Annotated in this window: 13 protein-coding genes and 2 tRNA genes; 2 read left to right on the top strand and 13 right to left on the bottom strand. The window is 70.2% G+C overall.

The genetic code is table 11. The features are described 5' to 3' along the window. Window positions 1–106 precede the first annotated feature (106 nt). A tRNA-Ala gene (locus ACTWP9_RS32230) sits at window positions 107–179 on the bottom strand. A 130-nt stretch (window positions 180–309) separates the two neighbouring features. Here ACTWP9_RS32230 and ACTWP9_RS32225 point away from each other — a divergent pair. After that, window positions 310–861, top strand: a complete 552-nt coding sequence (locus ACTWP9_RS32225) for a helix-turn-helix domain-containing protein (RefSeq protein ID WP_443249863.1) — start codon at window positions 310–312, stop codon at window positions 859–861. 67 nt (window positions 862–928) lie between these two features. Beyond that, a complete protein-coding gene (locus tag ACTWP9_RS32220; protein WP_443249862.1) occupies window positions 929–2,368 on the top strand; it encodes a serine/threonine protein kinase in 1,440 nt (479 codons plus the stop codon). A gap of 43 nt (window positions 2,369–2,411) precedes the next feature. Here the strand turns inward: ACTWP9_RS32220 and ACTWP9_RS32215 are convergent, their stop codons facing one another. The 12 genes from ACTWP9_RS32215 to gnd form a co-directional block, all read right to left on the bottom strand. Then, window positions 2,412–3,815: a hypothetical protein gene (locus ACTWP9_RS32215; protein WP_443249861.1), complete on the bottom strand. Its 1,404-nt coding sequence runs from the start codon at window positions 3,813–3,815 to the stop codon at window positions 2,412–2,414. Beyond that, complete coding sequence (locus ACTWP9_RS32210) at window positions 3,809–5,803, bottom strand: VWA domain-containing protein (protein WP_443249860.1); 1,995 nt, start codon at window positions 5,801–5,803, stop codon at window positions 3,809–3,811. The genes ACTWP9_RS32215 and ACTWP9_RS32210 overlap by 7 nt, the downstream gene beginning before the upstream one ends. Window positions 5,804–6,005: 202 nt before the next feature. After that, window positions 6,006–6,140 (bottom strand): DLW-39 family protein, encoded by a 135-nt coding sequence (locus ACTWP9_RS32205; RefSeq protein WP_019356762.1) that lies wholly within the window; start codon window positions 6,138–6,140, stop codon window positions 6,006–6,008. Between the two features lie 105 nt (window positions 6,141–6,245). Further along, window positions 6,246–7,331 carry a YihY/virulence factor BrkB family protein gene (locus ACTWP9_RS32200; protein ID WP_443249859.1) on the bottom strand — a complete coding sequence of 362 codons (1,086 nt, stop codon included), beginning with the start codon at window positions 7,329–7,331 and terminating at the stop codon, window positions 6,246–6,248. Between the two features lie 494 nt (window positions 7,332–7,825). Further along, window positions 7,826–8,908: a calcium-binding protein gene (locus tag ACTWP9_RS32195; RefSeq protein ID WP_443249858.1), complete on the bottom strand. Its 1,083-nt coding sequence runs from the start codon at window positions 8,906–8,908 to the stop codon at window positions 7,826–7,828. Window positions 8,909–9,201: 293 nt separating this feature from the next. Continuing rightward, a tRNA-Ile gene (locus tag ACTWP9_RS32190) sits at window positions 9,202–9,275 on the bottom strand. Window positions 9,276–9,365: 90 nt separating this feature from the next. Continuing rightward, window positions 9,366–9,974, bottom strand: coding sequence for a DUF3566 domain-containing protein (locus ACTWP9_RS32185; protein ID WP_443249857.1), 609 nt, complete (start codon window positions 9,972–9,974; stop codon window positions 9,366–9,368). A gap of 18 nt (window positions 9,975–9,992) precedes the next feature. After that, entirely contained in the window at window positions 9,993–12,605 is a 2,613-nt protein-coding gene (gene gyrA, locus ACTWP9_RS32180) for a DNA gyrase subunit A (RefSeq protein ID WP_443249856.1), read from the bottom strand. 67 nt (window positions 12,606–12,672) lie between these two features. Continuing rightward, window positions 12,673–14,745: a DNA topoisomerase (ATP-hydrolyzing) subunit B gene (gene gyrB / locus ACTWP9_RS32175; RefSeq protein ID WP_443249855.1), complete on the bottom strand. Its 2,073-nt coding sequence runs from the start codon at window positions 14,743–14,745 to the stop codon at window positions 12,673–12,675. Between the two features lie 262 nt (window positions 14,746–15,007). After that, complete coding sequence (locus ACTWP9_RS32170) at window positions 15,008–15,562, bottom strand: DUF721 domain-containing protein (RefSeq protein ID WP_443249854.1); 555 nt, start codon at window positions 15,560–15,562, stop codon at window positions 15,008–15,010. Continuing rightward, the gene (gene recF / locus ACTWP9_RS32165; RefSeq protein WP_443249853.1) at window positions 15,559–16,674 is read right to left on the bottom strand and encodes a DNA replication/repair protein RecF; all 1,116 of its coding nucleotides are present in this window, start codon (window positions 16,672–16,674) and stop codon (window positions 15,559–15,561) included. Before recF ends, ACTWP9_RS32170 begins: the two co-directional genes overlap by 4 nt. Before the next feature lie 10 nt (window positions 16,675–16,684). Next, window positions 16,685–17,674: a phosphogluconate dehydrogenase (NAD(+)-dependent, decarboxylating) gene (gnd, locus tag ACTWP9_RS32160; RefSeq protein ID WP_443249852.1), complete on the bottom strand. Its 990-nt coding sequence runs from the start codon at window positions 17,672–17,674 to the stop codon at window positions 16,685–16,687. Window positions 17,675–17,747: the final 73 nt, after the last annotated feature.

Below are 17,747 nucleotides of genomic sequence, written 5' to 3'. Positions count from 1 at the left end.
GGGGGTGCGGGTGGCGAAGCCCCCGCAACGCGAGGCGAAGCCGAGCAAAGACAACGAGGCCGACGAGGTCCGCGCTCTGCGCGGACACACGTCAGCCTCAGCCGAGTGGAGCCAAGGGGAGTCGAACCCCTGACATCTGCCATGCAAAGACAGCGCTCTACCAACTGAGCTATGGCCCCGTCGGGCACCAGCGTACCGGCTCCTGTGGGCGAATTCCGACCGGGTATCGCCCCGCCCCTGTCACCGTCCGTAGGATGCACGGCAAGTTCGCGCGAGCGAAGTGAAACAGGGCAGCCCAGGGGAGACGCCATGGACGCAGCAGCACAGGACCCGACAGCGAAAGCGCGCGAGCTCCAGAGTCAGTGGTACGGCGAGCCGTTGGGGACTCTCTTCCGCCGCCTGATCGAGGACCTGGGGCTCAACCAGGCGCGCCTCGCAACAGTGCTCGGACTGTCCGCGCCTATGCTTTCGCAGCTCATGAGCGGGCAGCGGGCAAAGATCGGCAACCCCGCCGTCGTCCAGCGCGTCCAGGCCCTCCAGGAGCTGGCCGCCGAGGTATCGCGCGGCGATGTCAGCGCGGCCGACGCGACCAACCGGATGGACGAGATCCGGCGCACCGCGGGCGGAAATGTGCTCAACCACACCACGCAGACCTCCTCCTCCGGCGCCTCCCAGACCCCCGTCAAGCGCGTCGTACGGGAGATCCAGGCCCTGCTGCGCTCGGTCTCGGACGCAGCGGACATCATCGAGGCGTCCAACGCGCTCGCCCCCTCCCACCCGGAGCTGGCAGAGTTCCTCAGGGTCTACGGTGCGGGCCGCACTTCGGACGCCGTCAAGCACTACGAAGCGCACCAGAGCTGATCAACGGTCGAACCCCGACTGATCGGACAGAACGCACAAAGCGGAAGCAAGGGGCAGGCGCAGCACCATGGGAGAGATCTTCGCCGGCAGATACGAGCTGGTCGATCCGATCGGACGCGGCGGCGTCGGCATGGTCTGGCGGGCCTGGGACCACCGGCGCAGACGGTATGTGGCCGCCAAGGTGCTCCAGCAGTCCGACGCCCACACCCTGCTGCGCTTCGTCCGCGAACAAGCCCTGCGCATCGACCACCCGCACGTGCTGGCACCCGCGAGCTGGGCGGCCGACGACGAGAAGGTCCTGTTCACCATGGATCTGGTGCGCGGCGGTTCGCTGGCCCATCTCGTCGGCGACTACGGACCGTTGCCCCCCACGTTCGTGTGCACTCTGCTCGACCAGCTGCTCTCCGGCCTGGCCGCCGTGCACGCCGAGGATGTGATCCACCGGGACATCAAACCGGCCAACATCCTGCTCGAGCCCACCGGCACCGGACGGCCACATCTGCGGCTGTCCGACTTCGGCATCTCCATGCGCAAGGGCGAGCCCCGGCTGACCGAGACCAACTACGTGGTCGGTACGCCCGGCTACTTCGCGCCCGAGCAGATGCTGGAGGCCGAAGCGGACTTCCCCTCCGACCTGTACGCGGTCGGGCTGGTCGGGCTCTATCTGCTCACCGGCCGAAAGCCGGACTCACAGGCGCTTTTCGAGCAGTACGAGAACGGGATGCCCGCCGCACCGGAGGGCGTTCCCGAGCCGCTGTGGCAGGTGCTGGGGCAGCTGTTGCAGCCCGACCCCGCCGGGCGGTTCCGCACCGCGACAGGCGCCCGCAAGGCGCTGGCGAGCGCGGCGGAGCTGTTGGACCGGGACGCGACGCTGGAGCAGGAGGCGGTCGAGGTCTTCGACCATCTCGGCCCGTTGCCCGAGGGCTTCGGCCCGGACGGGCCGCTGCGCGCCGCCGCCACGCCGGAAGCGGGCACCCCGGGCGCCCCGGACACCGCGGTTCTCGGCACCGCGGCTGTCGCCCCCGCCGCTTCCGCTGGTGGTGGTGCCGCGGCTGGTGGCGGTGCCGCTGGTGGCGGTGCTGCTGGTGGCGGTGCCGCCCCTGGCGGTGCTGCCGTCGCGCCTGCTGCGGAGCCCGCGCCCGGGCCGCTGCAGCCCTCGCCTGCCCCGCCGCAGCCCTCGCCCACCGGCAGCTTCCCGCTGCAACCGCCGGTGCCACCGGCCGCCATACCCACCGGTGAGACGCAGGCCCATCCCTACGCCCCCGACGCGGGCGACGGCACCCGTCCCTACACCGGCTACCAGCCGCCCGCCCCGGCCCCCGCCCAGCAGCCCGTCGCCGGGCAGCCGAACCCGCCGGCACCGGGCACGCCGCCCGCACCCGCGCCCGCGCCGCCCGCAGCGCCCATGCGTAAGCCCGGCCCGCCACTGAAGATCGCGGTGCCGGTGCTGATAGTCGCCCTCGTCTGCCTGGCGGCAGGTGTGTGGGCCCTCACCTCTGCGAGTTGACGCGGCCCCGCCAGTTGTGGGCTCAACAGGCGGGGCCGGTCGGTCAGTTGTGGGGATAGCCGCCGTAGGGGGGCTGAGGGGGCTGGGAGGGCCAGCCGCCCGGCTGGGGAGCCGCACGGCGGCGAGCAACCAGCAACCACACGGCGAGGACGAAGAGCAACCCGGCGCCCGCACCGACGCCGACCCACCCCAACAAACGCAGGGACGAATCGTCGTCGGCCTGCGCTTCGGTCAGGCCCTTGTCGGCCATCTCCCGGTCCTGGTCGTCGACCCCGAACCCGGCGGCCTTGGCGTCCCCGGCGTACTCCGGGCCCTTCTTCGTACGGCCCTCCACACCGATCCGCAGCGTGACGGGGGTGCCCTTGGGGAACGGCTTGACCATGTCCGGGCTGGCGGTCACGGCCACGTAGTACCAGCCCGCGAAGCGGGTCCCGGTGACGGTGTCGCCGTTGAGGAAGCGGTTCTCGTAGCGGACCGGGTTGCTGTACCGGTCGAACTTGGCGCCGTCTCCGTCGTAGCTCTGGAAATCCTCGTCGTAGAGGGAGCGCCGCGCCGGGTTGTAGATGTTCATCCGGAAGCCGTTGGGCAGGAACATGCTGCCCGTCTCGTCCTCCCGTGCCGCGTTGGGCACCTCCATGCGCGCGTACAGCCGCCGGCCCCAGTCGACGGGCACCCGGAAGTAGCGGGTCTCGCCCGGGCGGAGGCGGTCCTTCCAGACACCGTCGCCGATGGCGCGGGCGTCGTTGAAACCGGTGCCGCCCTTGCGGGACTTCGGCGTGCCCGAGGGCGGCGCCGGGCGGGTGTTGTTGTCGTCGGTCTCCTCCTCGCCGCCCGGCGGGGGCGCGGGGATGCTGCCCTTGAGGCCGGGCTCCTTCATGACCGACAGCTCCAACGGCCAGGAGCTCGGATCCGAGGTGTCGCCCTCCTCGCGGACGACATGCACGAGGTACGGGCCCTTCGCGCGGCACGCCTCGACGGCGGTGTCGCCCACCAGCCGGGCAGCGTAGGCGGACAGCGGGAAGGCGGTGTCGCCGTCGCCGTCCGCCTCTCCCTCGTCGCAGTTGCTGCCGTCGGTGGTCTGGAGCGTCACCGTCAGGCCGTCCTCGTAGGTGACCTTGGTGCCGGGCTCCGGGACGCCGGTCGCGGTGACGTGGACATCGGACTTGGCGTCCAGGTCGAGGGCGTAGTACTTCTCCTCGCCCGGCTTGATCCGGTCGGTGAACAGTCCGGGTTTCAGCTTGGGCGCGTCGGCGCTGCTGGTGGTGCCGGTGACCTTCTTGGCGTCCTCGGACATCTCGTAGAGGCGCGGCTTGCCCGCCGCCCAGGCACCCGGCGCGGACATGCCCAGCGCCGCGGCGGTCACACACAGCGCGGCTGTCCATGCGCCTGCGCGCCCGGCCCGGCCGCGCCCGCGGCTCCAGCGGCTCCAGTTGTGGCGAGTCACCACGTCCCACCCCTCATCCCGTTCATGCTCCGGACCCTGGCACGCCGCCGCAGCGCGAGCCAGGCCCCTCCTGCCACCAGCAGCACGGCTGCGGCGCCGCCACCGGCCAGCACGACCGGGGGCAGCCCGGATTCCCCGGCGTGCTTCCCGTCGCCGCCACTGGACCCGGCAGACGCGCCGTCGCCCAGCGTGGCACCCTTGGCGTCGACGAACGGGGCGTCGTGCTCGGGCCCCTGCTTCGCCTTGCCCTTGACATCGACGCGCAGGACGACACGGACCGCGGCGTTGTCGGCGATCCTGGCGGCACCGGCGCCCAGCGTGACGGCAATGTAGTAGTTGCCGCCGCGCCGCACAGGCTGCACGGAGCTCTGCGACTCCGCGCGGTTCTTCCAGGCGACGGGCACCGTACCCTGCGACACCTTCACCGGGTCACCCCGGTAGGGCTGACGGGAGCTGAACTCCAGGCCGTCCGGGACCGGCAACCGCCCAGGCGCGTACATCTCCGTCCATACGTACGAGGTGGAAGGGCTGAGCTCCCGGCGCTTCGGCTCGTTGGCGAACTCCACGTCGTAGCGGAGCTGTTGGTTCCAGCCGACGGGAACCCGGTACCAGCGGGTCTCGGCCGGCAGCAGGGTGTCCCGCCACACGCCCTTCTTGAGCTTCTTCGCGTCGTTGAAGCCGGTGCCGCCCTCGATGTCCCTGGGCGTTCCGGTCGGCAGCGTGGCGTCCTTGCCCGCGTTCCGGTACGTGGTCTCCGAGCGGGCCGGGACCGCGCCCTTCGGCAGCGCCCGCTCGGCGCCGAGCCGCAGCTCCACGGGCCAGCGTGCCTGGTCGGAGTCCTTGTCGGTGTCGCGGGTCAGCTCGAAGGTGTACCGGCCCGGCTTGTCGCAGACGCGGCTGCCGTCCTCGCTGGGAATCCGGCTGACGGCGGTGGTGATCGGGGTGCCGCCCTCGTCCTGCTGGAACCAGGTCCGGTCGTCCCCGCACATGCTGCCGTCGGAGCTGCGCATCGTGAGCTTCAGCCCGTCCAGCCTGCCGACCCGCGCCCCGGGCTGCGGCACACCCGTGGCGGCGAGGTCCACTGTCTTCGCGGCGGACCGGCTGTCCAGCTCGGTGCTGTACCAACGGGTCTCGCCGGGCCCGATGGTGTCCAGATACTGGCCGGGGGCGCGCAGCGTGGGGGCGTCGGCGGAGGACCGGGTACCGGTGACGCGCTTGCCCTTGAGGCGGTAGCCCGCGGCCGACTGTCGGCCTGCGCGCTCCAGTTCACGGGCCAGGTCGTCGGCCTTCGGCGCGTCGTAGTACTTGCCGTGCCCGGCCTCGGCGATGCACTCCAGCTGCTTGCGGGCCTTGCCCTTCACCTGGAAGCCGATGGCGTCGATACGCAGATCCAGGCCGTCGCGGGACAGCTGCTCGGCGACCTCGCAGGGCTTGGGCGTCCCGCAGGTGTCCTCGCCGTCGGAGACCAGCACGATGGTGCGGCGGCCGAAGCCGTTCTCCGACTCGCGGGGCAGGTCGGCGGCGGCCTTCTTGAGGGAGTAGCCGATGGGGGTCTCGCCCTTGGGCCGCACCTTGGCGACGGCCTTCTTGATGCTTCCCCGCTGCAGCGCCCGGACCGGTTCGGCGAGCCGGGTGTCGGTGCAGCTGTCGGCCTTGTCGGCGCCGTAGACGCGCAGCCCGGTCGGGTAGCCGTCGGGCAGGCTGTCGACGAGCGTGCCGACCGCCTTGCGTGCGGACTGCATCCGGGGCTGTCCCGAGTCGTCCTTCTCGGCCATGGAGCCCGAGGAGTCCAGCAGGATCTCCATCGAGTTGGCACCGGGCGCTTCGGTACCGCGGCCGGCCGGGGCCGACGTGGCCGCGCCGGTCGTCGCCGTTCTGGTCGGGGCCGCCGTGGCGGTACCGGTCGTGGCCGCCGTCAGCGGTCCGGCCAGGAGGGCGAGCAGCGCCCCTCCTGTCACCCCCTTCGTCAGGCGGCTTCGCACTGATCCCATGTCCTTCGTCCCCCTCGGACCGCTCGGGTCTCGGCAACTTTGCTCCCGCACGGTATTTGTTTGCTACAGCAAGCAACAAGAGGAAGGGTGTCACGGTACGGCAACAGGAGGCACCCTCTTACGCCGCCTGTTCCAGGGACCGGACGAGAGAGGCCCCGGCCGCCTGTGGCGGCCGGGGCCTCTCGTTCACTGTTCGCTGGGGCTACACGCCCGAACCTGCGGGCACGGAGTCGGTCGCCTCCGTCCACAGATCCTGCTCGGCGCGGTCCGCCTGGATCTGGCGGTACACGAGGAGACCGCCGATGGCGGCCAGTGCGACCAGGAAAAGCTTCTTCACCGCGCTACCTCGTCCTTCATAGACATTGGGACCTCTCTGGCGGCCGATGATACCCAACAGCCTCCCCGTACAGCCGGGTCGGCCCGGCCGCGCCCTCGCGCGGCGTCAAGCGGTCCGGGAACGCTTCTTCCGCTCGGTCTTCGAGCGCTCGTCCAGCTGGATCTCGCGCTCGGCGCCGAGCACCCCTGCGCTCAGTTGCCGTCCGCGCTCCCGCTCGGCGTTGAACTCGGCGCCCAACGCGATGGCCAGGTTGGTGAGCCACAGCCACACCAAGAAGACCACGACCCCGCCCAGCGTCCCGTACGTCTTGTTGTACGAGCCGAAGTTCGCCACGTAGAACGCGAAACCCACCGAGGCGACCAGCCAGACCACCAGCGCCAGTACGGCACCGGGCAGCACCGAGCCGAAACCGCGCAGCCGCGCGTTGGGCGAGGCGTAGTACAGCACGGCGATGATCAGAATGACGACCAGCACCATCACCGGCCACTTGGCGAAGTTCCACGCCGTCACCGCCGCGTCCCCGGCGCCCAGCGCATTGCCGAGCTTCTTCGCCAGCGGCCCGCTGATCACCAACGCGACCAGCACAGCAGCCTGGAGCAGCACCGCGATCAGCGTCACCAGCAGTTGCACCGGACGCAGCTTGAAGAAGGAGCGGCCCTCCTCCACCTCGTAGATCACGTTGGATGCGCGGATGAAGGCCCCCACGTAACCCGAGGCCGTCCACAGCGCGCCCAGTGCGCCGACGATCAACAGCGCCGTGGAAGTACCGGCGCCGGCCGCCATGGACTCGATCGGCTTCTTGAAGGTCTCGACCGCAGACGCCGGACCGATCGAACTGACCAGATCGTTCAGGGTGCTGACGATCTTTTTCGGGCTCATCACCAGGCTGACGAGCGAGATCAGCGCGATCAGCGCCGGGAAGATCGACAGCACCGAGTAGTAGGTGAGGGCGGCGGCCGAGTCGGAGAGATTGTCCTCCTTGAACTCGGTCAGGGTGCGCTTGAGCGTCTGGCCGAGAGTTCCCTCGCGCGGGTGCGGTGGCCCCTCGGGCCGTCGCCCGGACGTCTTCTCCCGCTCGGGCTCGGGCTCGGGCTTGGCCTCGGGCTCGGGCTCGGGCTCGGGCTTGGCCTCGGAATCGGGCTCGGGCTCGGGCTCGTTCTCTGGCCGGGGTCCGGGATCGGAACTGGTCATCGCAGCACTCCGCTCACCGAGGGGCGCCGGCCGACGCCGGCGTCAGGTCGGGCTACCGGTACCAGAGCCGAAGTCGGTGTAAACGTCACCACAAGGCGTGACCCCGGCTCCACCGGGCGGCGGAGGCGGACGGGCCCAACGGTGGATGTCCCGGCAGCAGCGGCGTCCGACGCTGGGAACGCCCGCAAGGAAAGGGGTCACCGCCGTCGCAGCAGACGCCGGCATGCTCGCAACGCTGACCCCGGGGACACCGCATCCGGTGCCCCCAGGGCGGCCGTCTCAGCGCAGCGGGGTCAGCTCATGGACCTGCGGAGCGCCGGGGTCAGCGGACGTCGACGCAGTCGCCGGTCGAGGTGACCGCAGGAGTGGTCGAGGTGCCCGCGAAGGAGTGGCGCCGGCAGGTGTCCTTGCCTGCGGTGCGGGTGGTCCCGACGACCCCGGCGGACCGCAAGGCGCACCAGGCGCCGCCGGGACACCGGGGAACGCCACGCGCCCTACGGGATGTTGAGGGTCACCTCGCACCGCACGGCCACATCGCGGTTGCCTGCTTCACCGTCGCAGTCGTCGGCCTGCAGCCCTCCGTCGAGGCGGTCGTTGTCCGGGCCCGCCCGCAGGGTGTCCTCCCCGGTGCCGCCCAGAAGCCGGTCCTCGCCGCCCACGGTGCCGATGGTCATGGTGCCGTCGGCATCCACGTTGTCGCCGAAGAGCTTGTCGTTGCCGCCGCGGCCCCGGATCCGGTCCTCGCCCGCTTCGCTGACGTTCTTCGCCGCACTGTCGCCGATGAGGGTCTCGCCCGCCGATCCGCCGATGAGCTCGTCGTCGCCCCCACCGACCGCCGTACCGTCCGGCGGGACGGTGTTGTGGTCCCCGACGGCGAAGGCCCCGCCGTCAGCGCCCAGGTCCAGGACATCGTCGCCGTCCCTGCCGGTGGCGCGTACGGCCGCGATGCCGTCGCCCCGCAGGCCGTCGAAGCCCATGCCTCCCTCGACGAGGTCGTCGCCGGCACCCGAGGCACTGCCCGTGAGGGACGTGCTGTCACCCGCCGCTCCGTCATCACCGGGCCCGCCGAAGATCAGGTCGTCGCCCCCTCCCGAGGCGTTGCCGCGGAAGGTGATGCTGTCGCCGCTCGCGCGGTCGGCGCCTTCCCCGAGGAGCAGCAGGTCCTCTCCTCCGCCGGAGACGTCGCCGTTCTTCGCGAAGACATCGCCGGACACGGTGTCGTTGTCGGCGCCGGAGCTGATCGCGTCGTCTCCGCGACCCCCGCTGACGTTGTCGCCTCCCGCGAGACCGCAGATCAGATCGTTGCCGCCGTTGCCGTCGATGGTGTCGGCGCCGGGAGAGCCGACGATGACGTCGGCGCCCCTGGTTCCGTTGACGATGCCGGCACCGGTGATGGTCGCCGGGCGGCCGAAGCAGGTGGCCTCCTGACCCGGCTCGGCAGCAGTGGCCGCGGGGAGCCAGAGGGTGAACAGTGCTGTGGCTGCGAGGCCGACGGGGAGAACCCGCCGGACTCGCCGCTCTGCCGCGCGGCAGGATCTGTGCGCCGACGGCGATGGGGAAACGCGATCCACGGACATACAAGACCTCCGATTGCTGGACGCCGCCGGTCGCGCCGACCTGGAGCAGGACAGCAAGCCCCTGCTGATGTCGCCCGGCCGGCTCAGGAGGCGGTAACCATTGAATATTTGTGACTATACGGAGGGTTATCGCCCGATATGCGGAACGACGCTGCCGAAGTCCGCGAACATCACCCGTCCCGCCGGAAGGGCCCGCGAACAACGCCGCCCCACGCACCGTCGCGGGCCCGGACATGCGGAAGGCCCGGTCCCTCATGAGGGACCGGGCCTTCCGATCTGGCGTTCCGCCACTGTGCGGCTACCAGGACTTGAACCTGGGGCCTCTTCCTTATCAGGGAAGCGCTCTAACCGTCTGAGCTATAGCCGCGCGCTGCACGGAAAGGTTAGCGCACTTCAGCCGTCGTCCCAAATCGGTTCCGCGAGGTCCGGAGGGCGGTTTCCGCGGGTCCGGGCGGGCCTACTCGTCCTCCGCCAGGGTCAGCTCGACGCCGCCCACGAAGCCGGCCGAGAGGTTGTAGATGAAGGCGCCCAGGGTGGCCAGTGCGGTGGCCAGGACGACGTTGATCACCGCGATGAGCGAGGTGAAGAGCAGGACGCGGGGCAGCGAGAGGAAGGTCTCCAGGTCGAAGCCGCCACTGCCCTCGGCGCTGGTGGCCTCGCTGACGGTGCCGCCCAGGGTGGAGAAGACGCCCATCGCGTCCATCACCATCCACAGCACGGCGACCGCCACGACGGTGCACACCCCCAGCGCCACCGCCAGCAGGAAGCTGACCTTCATCACCGACCACGGATCGGCCTTCGCCACCCGCAGCCGCGCCTTGCGCGTCCGCGGCACCGTACGCGCCCCGGTGCGGGGCTTGCGTACGGTGTCCGACCCGGCAGTGTCCGACCCTGACGACGGCCGACCCGACGGGCCCGGCCGGCCGCCGTCCGGCGACGGATACGCCTGCGGCGGCCGGTGCGGCTGCTGCTCGCCTTTCTGCGGCTGCGGCTGCGGCTGGGCCGGGGACGGGGGCTTCGCCTGCGGCTGCGGCTGCGCCTTCGGCTGCGGCTGAGCACCACTCACGCCCTGCTCCTAGTTGTCCTAGTCGTCGTCCGGGTCGGGCGCGTCCTGCTGCTCCCCCTCGTGGGGGGTACCCGCCGCGGCCTCCACTTCCTCGGCCTCCCGACCGGCTTCGGCGTTACGTGCCACGCCGACAACCGCGTCCTTCTTGCCCAGGTTGATCAGTTGGACGCCCATGGTGTCACGGCCGGTCTCCCGCACTTCGTTGACCCGCGTACGGATCACACCGCCGCCGAGCGTGATGGCGAGGATCTCGTCGGTCTCCTCGACCACCAGCGCGCCGACCAGTGATCCCCGGTCTTCCACGATCTTGGCCGCCTTGATGCCGAGACCGCCGCGGCCCTGGACCCGGTACTCGTCCACGTTGGTCCGCTTCGCGTACCCGCCGTCGGTGGCCGTGAACACGAACGTACCCGCCCGCACGACATTCATCGAGAGGAGTTCGTCGTCTTCACGGAAACTCATCCCCTTGACGCCGGAGGTGGCCCGGCCCATCGGGCGCAACGCCTCGTCGGTCGCGGTGAAGCGGATCGACTGCGCCTTCCTGCTGACCAGCAGCAGGTCGTCGTCGGGGGAGACCAGCTCGGCGCCGATCAGTTCGTCGTCGCGGCCGTCCTCCATCTCGCGGAGGTTGATCGCGATGACGCCGCCGGAGCGGGGCGAGTCGTAGTCCTTGAGCGGGGTCTTCTTGACCAGACCCGATTTGGTGGCCAGCACCAGATAGGGCGTTGCCTCGTAGTCCCGGATGGCGAGGATCTCGGCGATCTGCTCGTCCGGCTGGAAGGCCAGCAGGTTCGCCACGTGCTGACCCCGTGCGTCCCGTCCGGCGTCCGGCAGTTCGTACGCCTTGGCCCGGTAGACGCGGCCCTTGTTGGTGAAGAACAGCAGCCAGTGGTGGGTGGTGGAGACGAAGAAGTGGTCGACGATGTCGTCTTCCTTCAGCTTCGTCCCGCGCACGCCCTTGCCGCCGCGCTTCTGGGCCCGGTAGTCGTCGGTCTTGGTGCGCTTGACGTAGCCGCCACGGGTGATCGTGACGACGATGTCCTCCTCGGCGATCAGGTCCTCGATGGACATGTCGCCCTCGAAGGGGATCAGCTTGGTACGCCGGTCGTCGCCGAACTTGTCGACGATCGCCCGCATCTCCTCGCCGATGATCTGCCGCTGCCGCTCGGGCGAGGCCAGGATCGCCTTGTACTCGTTGATCTTCGCCTGGAGCTCGTCGTGCTCGGCGGTGATCTTCTGCCGCTCCAGCGCGGCCAGCCTGCGCAGCTGCATCTCCAGGATCGCGTTGGCCTGGATCTCGTCGATCGTCAGCAGCCCCATCAGACCCTCGCGGGCCTCCTCGACGGTCTGGCTGCGCCGGATCAGCGCGATGACCTCGTCGATCGCGTCCAGCGCCTTGAGCAGACCGCGCAGGATGTGCGCGCGCTCCTCGGCCTTGCGCAGCCGGAAGCGGGTACGCCGCACGATCACGTCGATCTGGTGCGCGACCCAGTGCCGGATGAAGGCGTCCAGCGACAGGGTGCGCGGCACGCCCTCGACCAGGGCCAGCATGTTGGCGCCGAAGTTGGTCTGCAGATCGGTGTGCTTGTAGAGGTTGTTGAGGACGACCTTGGCGACCGCGTCCCGCTTCAGAACGATGACGAGACGCTGGCCGGTCCGCGAGGAGGTCTCGTCGCGGACGTCCGCGATGCCGCCGATCCGGCCGTCCTTGACCAGGTCGGCGATCTTCAGCGCGAGGTTGTCCGGGTTGACCTGGTAGGGCAGCTCGGTGACGACCAGGCACTGGCGGCCCTGGATCTCCTCGACCTCCACCACGGCCCGCATGGTGATCGAGCCGCGCCCGGTGCGGTACGCCTCCTCGATGCCCTTACGGCCCACCACCAGCGCGCCGCTGGGGAAGTCGGGGCCCTTGATGCGCTCCATGAGGGCGTCGAGCAGCTCCTCGCTGGAGGCTTCCGGGTGGTCGAGGTACCACTGGGCGCCGGCGGCGACCTCGCGCAGGTTGTGCGGGGGAATGTTGGTCGCCATGCCGACGGCGATCCCGGCCGAGCCGTTGACCAGCAGATTGGGGAAGCGCGCCGGCAGGACCGTCGGCTCCTGGTTGCGGCCGTCGTAATTGTCCTGGAAGTCGACGGTCTCCTCGTCGATGTCCCGGAGCATCTCCATGGCCAGCGGCGCCATCTTGCACTCGGTGTACCGCATGGCCGCGGCCGGGTCGTTGCCCGGCGAGCCGAAGTTGCCGTTGGAGTCGACCAGCGGCATCCGCATCGACCAGGTCTGCGCCAGCCGCACCAGCGCGTCGTAGATCGAGGTGTCACCGTGCGGGTGGTAGGTGCCCATGACGTCGCCGACGACGCGGGCGCACTTGTAGAAGCCCTTCTCGGGGCGGTACCCGCCGTCGTACATCGCGTACAGCACCCGGCGGTGCACCGGCTTGAGGCCGTCGCGGATGTCGGGCAGCGCGCGGCTCACGATCACGCTCATCGCGTAGTCGAGGTAGGAGCGCTGCATCTCCGTCTCGAGGCTGACGGGCTCGACGCGCGCACCCGCCTCGGTGTCCACCAGCGCGCTGTCGGGCGCGGGGGCGTTCTCGGGCGTGGGCTCGGGTGTGATGGGGGTCTCGTCGGCCATGGTTAAAGATCAAGTCCTTCTCTGTGTGCGGCACTTCGGGTCCTGGTACGGCAACCAGGGGCCGACGTCAGATATCGAGGAAGCGGACGTCCTTGGCGTTCCGCTGGATGAACGAGCGGCGGGCCTCGACGTCCTCACCCATCAGGATGGAGAACAGGTCGTCGGCGGCGGCCGCGTCGTCCAGCGTCACCTGGCGCAGAACGCGGTGCTCGATGTCCATGGTGGTGACGCGCAGCTCGTCCGCGTTCATCTCACCCAGACCCTTGAAGCGCTGCACCGAGTCGTCCCTGATCCGCTTGCCCTGCTCGCGGCCGAGCTGGATGAGGCTGTCGCGCTCGGGGTCGGAGTACGCGTACTGGAACTCGTCCCGGCTCCACTTGATCTTGTACAGCGGCGGCTGCGACAGAAAGACGTGTCCGGCCTCCACCAGCGGCCGCATGAAGCGGAACAGCAGGGTGAGCAGCAGGGTGTTGATGTGCTGACCGTCGACGTCGGCGTCCGCCATCAAGATGATCTTGTGGTAGCGGAGCTTCTCGATGTCGAAGTCCTCGTGCACACCGGTGCCGAACGCCGAGATCAGCGCCTGCACCTCGGCGTTCTGCAGGACCTTGTCGATCCGCGCCTTCTCCACGTTCAGGATCTTGCCGCGGATCGGCAGGATGGCCTGGTACTCGGGGTCACGCCCCGACTTGGCCGAGCCGCCCGCCGAGTCGCCCTCGACGATGAAGATCTCGCACTTGACCGGGTCGTTGGACTGGCAGTCCGAGAGCTTGCCCGGCAGCGAAGCCGTCTCCAGCAGGCCCTTGCGGCGCGTCAGATCCCGCGCCTTGCGCGCGGCGACCCGGGCCGTGGCCGCCTGGATGCCCTTGCGGATGATGTCCGCGGCCTCGTTCGGGTTCCGGTCGAGCCAGTCGGTCAGCTGCTCGTGGACGATCTTCTGGACGAAGGTCTTGGCCTCGGTGTTGCCCAGCTTCGTCTTCGTCTGACCCTCGAACTGCGGCTCACCCAGCTTGACGGAGATGATCGCGGTCAGACCCTCGCGGATGTCCTCACCCGTGAGGTTGTCGTCCTTCTCGCGCAGCAGCTTGCGGTCCCGCGCATACCGGTTGATCAGCCCGGTCAGCGCGGCCCGGAAGCCCTCCTCGTGGGTACCGCCCTCGTGGGTGTGGATGGTGTTGGCGAAGGAGTAGACCCCCTCGCTGTACTGGCTGTTCCACTGCATCGCGAGCTCGACCGAGAGCATCCGCTCGGTGTCCTCGGCCTCGAAGGAGATGACGGTGTCATGGATCAGCTCGCCCTTGCGGGAGTTGAGGTAGCGGACGAAGTCCGCGATACCGCCCTCGTAGTGGTACCGGACGGTGTTGGGCCTGCCCTCCTCGTCGACGTGCCCCTCGCGCTCGTCCGTCAGCGAGATGGTCAGGCCCTTGTTGAGGAACGCCATCTCCTGGAAGCGCCGGGAGAGCGTCTCGAAGGAGTAGTCCGTCGTCTCGAAGATGTCGCTGTCGGCCCAGAAGGTGACCACTGTGCCGGTCTCGTCCGTGGCCTCGTTACGGGACAGCGGCGCCGTCGGCGCACCCAGCTTGTAGTCCTGCGTCCAGCGGTAGCCGTCGGTCTTGACCTCGACGGCCACCTTCTGCGACAGCGCGTTGACGACGGAGACACCCACGCCGTGCAGACCACCGGAGACGGCGTACCCTCCGCCGCCGAACTTGCCGCCCGCGTGCAGCACGGTGAGCACGACCTCGACGGCCGGCTTCCCCTCGGACGGGATGATGCCCACGGGGATACCGCGCCCGTTGTCGGTCACCCGTACGCCGCCGTCGGCGAGCAGCACCACCTCGATGGTGTCCGCGTGCCCGGCCAGCGCCTCGTCCACGGAGTTGTCGACCACCTCGTACACAAGGTGATGAAGACCACGCTCACCGGTCGACCCGATGTACATGCCGGGCCGTTTGCGAACCGCGTCCAGCCCCTCCAGGACAGTGATCGCGCTCGCGTCGTACGACGGCACCTCGGCACCGTCTTCGGGGACGTCAGGGACGGAAGTGGGGATTGCCTCCGCGGTCTGCGGCGGAGTCGTCTTGTCGTTCTCGTTGAGATCGCCGGAATCGGCCACGAAGCGCCCTTTCTGGCACAGCACAGGCCGTCTCCAGGGCAAGGCGGAGCGGCTGCGTCGTTCGACATGTCCCGCAACGGTGCGGTAGTCCCCCAGTGTACCGGTGGCTGCGACAGGAGTGGGGGTTTGCCGGTGCCTGAGTCCACATGTGGCGCCCTGAACTGGCGTCGTTCGACTCCCCATATCTGGACCGGGGGGCCAAGAGCTTCACAGTGGCACTGAGCGCTTCGATCCGTCTCCGGCTGTCCCGGCCCGCATACGCACGGCGACCGGAGGGCCCGAAGCCTCACCCGTACGTGTCGCCCGGCCCTCTGCTGCCGGGCGCCCGCAGCGGCCCGTACCCCTTGCGCGGAGCCTCCGGGCCGCGCACCTTGATCATCCGTACGGTGCCCTGACCGAGGTCCTCGTTCAGCCGCGCCACCAGCCGCGGCGCCAGCAGCCGCAGCTGCGTCGCCCATGCCGTGGAATCGCAGCGCACCAGCAGCGTGCGCTCCTCCTCGTCGTACCGCTGCGGCTCGCAGTGCTGCGCCACCTCAGGGCCCACCAGCTGCGGCCAGCGCCCCATCACCCCGCCGACCGCCGCCGGGGTCTCCCAGCCGCGCTCCGCGATCAGCCTGTTGACGGCGGCGCCCAGCGGCAGCGGGTCCCGTCCGTCCCGCCGCGCGCCCGAGCGCAGCCCGCCGCCGCGCCGGGCCTGCCGCCGCTGCTGCGCCTCGGCCCCGCGCGCCCGCGCCTGCTCCTTGGCAGCACGCAGCGCGACCCGCGCCAGGTCGACACCACTGGTCGCGGGCGGCTCAGCTGCTGCGGGGGCCTTCCCCGGCTCCTCCGCGGACTCGCTCATGACGGCGTCACCTCCCCGTCCGCCACCGCGAATCGCGCCCCCGCCAGCACATCCGGTACGTCCTCCGGCACGGCGGCGGTCACCAGCACCTGCTCGGCCGGGGCCACCAGCTCCGCCAGCCGCGTACGGCGTCTGGTGTCCAGCTCGGCGAAGACATCGTCCAGGATCAGCACCGGCTCATGCCCCTCGCTCTTGAGCAGCTCGTACGCGGCCAGCCGCAGCGCCAGCGCGTACGACCAGGACTCGCCGTGGCTGGCGTACCCCTTCGCGGGCAGCTCGCCCAGCCGCAGCAGTACGTCGTCGCGGTGCGGGCCGACCAGCGTCACGCCGCGCTCGATCTCCTGCTTACGTGCTTCGCCCAGCGCCGCGACCAGCCCCGCGTACAGCTCTTCCCGGGCCGCGCCGTCCACCGGGCTCCGGTACTCGAACGCGACCGGACCGCCGCCCGGCGCCAGCCGCTCGTACGCCTTGTCGGTCAGCGGACCCAGCACCGCCAGCAGGTCCAGCCGCTGCGCCAGCAACTCGGCGCCCGTACGCGCCAGATGCTGATCCCACACATCGAGCGTGGAGAGGTCCACGCCCCGGCCGCCGTGCCGCCGCGCCATGGCGGCCGATTTGAGCAGACTGTTGCGCTGCTTGAGCACCCGCTCGTAGTCCGAGCGCACTCCCGCCATCCGCGGGGCACGCGCCGTCACCAGCTCGTCCAGGAAGCGGCGCCGTTCGCCCGGGTCGCCCTTGACCAGCGTCAGGTCCTCCGGCGCGAACAGCACCGTGCGCAGGATGCCCAGCACATCGCGGGGCCGCACCTGCGAGGAACGGTTGATCCGCGCCCGGTTGGCCTTGCCCGGGTTCAGCTCCAGCTCGACCAGCTGCTCGCGCTCACCCTGCCGCACCTGGGCCCGTACGACGGCACGCTGGGCACCCTGCCGCACCAGCGGCGCATCCGCCGAGACCCGGTGGCTGCCCAGCGTGGCCAGATAGCCGACGGCCTCGACCAGGTTGGTCTTGCCCTGGCCGTTCGGACCGAGAAACGCCGTCACGCCCGGACCGAGCGGCACCTCGGCCCGGGCGTACGAGCGGAAATCAGCGAGCGAGAGATGCGTGACGTGCATCGCCTGGCCGTCAGCCTCCGACGGGCGGAGTGACGTCGGCGCCGGGGGAATCGGCACCCCGCTCCCCGGCCTTGTCCGCGGCCGTCACCGCGTGCCCGCCGAACTGGTTGCGCAGCGCGGCGATCATCTTCATCTGCGGGGAGTCCTCCTGCCGGGAGGAGAACCGGGCGAACAGCGAAGCGGTGATCGCGGGCAGCGGCACCGCCTTGTCGATCGCGGCCTCCACCGTCCAGCGGCCCTCACCCGAGTCCGCCGCGTAGCCGCGCAGCGCGTCCAGGTGCTCGTCGCTGTCCAGCGCCTTGACGGCCAGGTCCAGCAGCCAGGAGCGGATGACGGTGCCCTCCTGCCAGGAGCGGAAGACCTCGCGCACGTCGGTCACCGAGTCCGCGGCCTCCAGCAGCTCCCAGCCCTCGGCGAAGGACTGCATCATCGCGTACTCGATGCCGTTGTGGACCATCTTCGCGAAGTGGCCCGCACCGACCTTGCCGGCGTGGACGGAGCCGAACTCGCCCACCCGTCGCCCGCCACCGCCCCGAGTGGTCGCGCTTCGCGCGTCAGATTCATTGGGCTTGAGCGCGTCGAAGACCGGCTGCACCTTGGCCACATCCTCGGCGGAGCCGCCGTACATCAGCGCATAGCCGTTCTCCAGGCCCCACACGCCGCCGGAGACACCGCAGTCGACGAAGCCGATGCCCTTGGCCTTCAGCTCCTCGGCGTGCTTCTCGTCGTCGGTCCAGCGCGAGTTGCCGCCGTCCACGACCAGGTCACCGGGGGAGAGCAGGTCACCGAGCTCGTCGATGGTCGACTGGGTGGCCGACCCCGCCGGCACCATCACCCACACCACGCGCGGCGCGCTCAGCGAGTCCACCAGCTCCTTGAGGCTGCTCACGTCGGCGACGTCCGGATTCCGGTCATACCCGATGACCGTGTGGCCCCCGCGGCGGATGCGCTCGCGCATGTTCCCGCCCATCTTCCCGAGACCGACCAGACCGAGCTCCATCACTGCCCCTTAGCTGAGTTTCTTGCTGATTCGTACCTGGATACGACCCTACGCTTCCACAGGCTGTGGGCAG

The sequence above is a fragment of the Streptomyces sp. 3N207 genome (assembly GCF_052246355.1).
Classification (GTDB): domain Bacteria; phylum Actinomycetota; class Actinomycetes; order Streptomycetales; family Streptomycetaceae; genus Streptomyces.
Note: the sequence above shows the minus strand (reverse complement) of the source record. Positions and strands in the feature narration are given on the sequence as shown.

Bases quoted from the DNA above. Each gene is read 5' to 3' on its own strand.
- ACTWP9_RS32170 (WP_443249854.1), bottom strand. From the start codon at position 15,562: ATGAGCGAGTCCGCGGAGGAGCCGGGGAAGGCCCCCGCAGCAGCTGAG.
- ACTWP9_RS32210 (WP_443249860.1), bottom strand. From the start codon at position 5,803: ATGGGATCAGTGCGAAGCCGCCTGACGAAGGGGGTGACAGGAGGGGCG.
- gyrA (WP_443249856.1), bottom strand. From the start codon at position 12,605: ATGGCCGACGAGACCCCCATCACACCCGAGCCCACGCCCGAGAACGCC.
- ACTWP9_RS32220 (WP_443249862.1), top strand. From the start codon at position 929: ATGGGAGAGATCTTCGCCGGCAGATACGAGCTGGTCGATCCGATCGGA.
- gnd (WP_443249852.1), bottom strand. From the start codon at position 17,674: ATGGAGCTCGGTCTGGTCGGTCTCGGGAAGATGGGCGGGAACATGCGC.
- ACTWP9_RS32200 (WP_443249859.1), bottom strand. From the start codon at position 7,331: ATGACCAGTTCCGATCCCGGACCCCGGCCAGAGAACGAGCCCGAGCCC.
- ACTWP9_RS32225 (WP_443249863.1), top strand. From the start codon at position 310: ATGGACGCAGCAGCACAGGACCCGACAGCGAAAGCGCGCGAGCTCCAG.
- recF (WP_443249853.1), bottom strand. From the start codon at position 16,674: ATGCACGTCACGCATCTCTCGCTCGCTGATTTCCGCTCGTACGCCCGG.
- ACTWP9_RS32195 (WP_443249858.1), bottom strand. From the start codon at position 8,908: ATGTCCGTGGATCGCGTTTCCCCATCGCCGTCGGCGCACAGATCCTGC.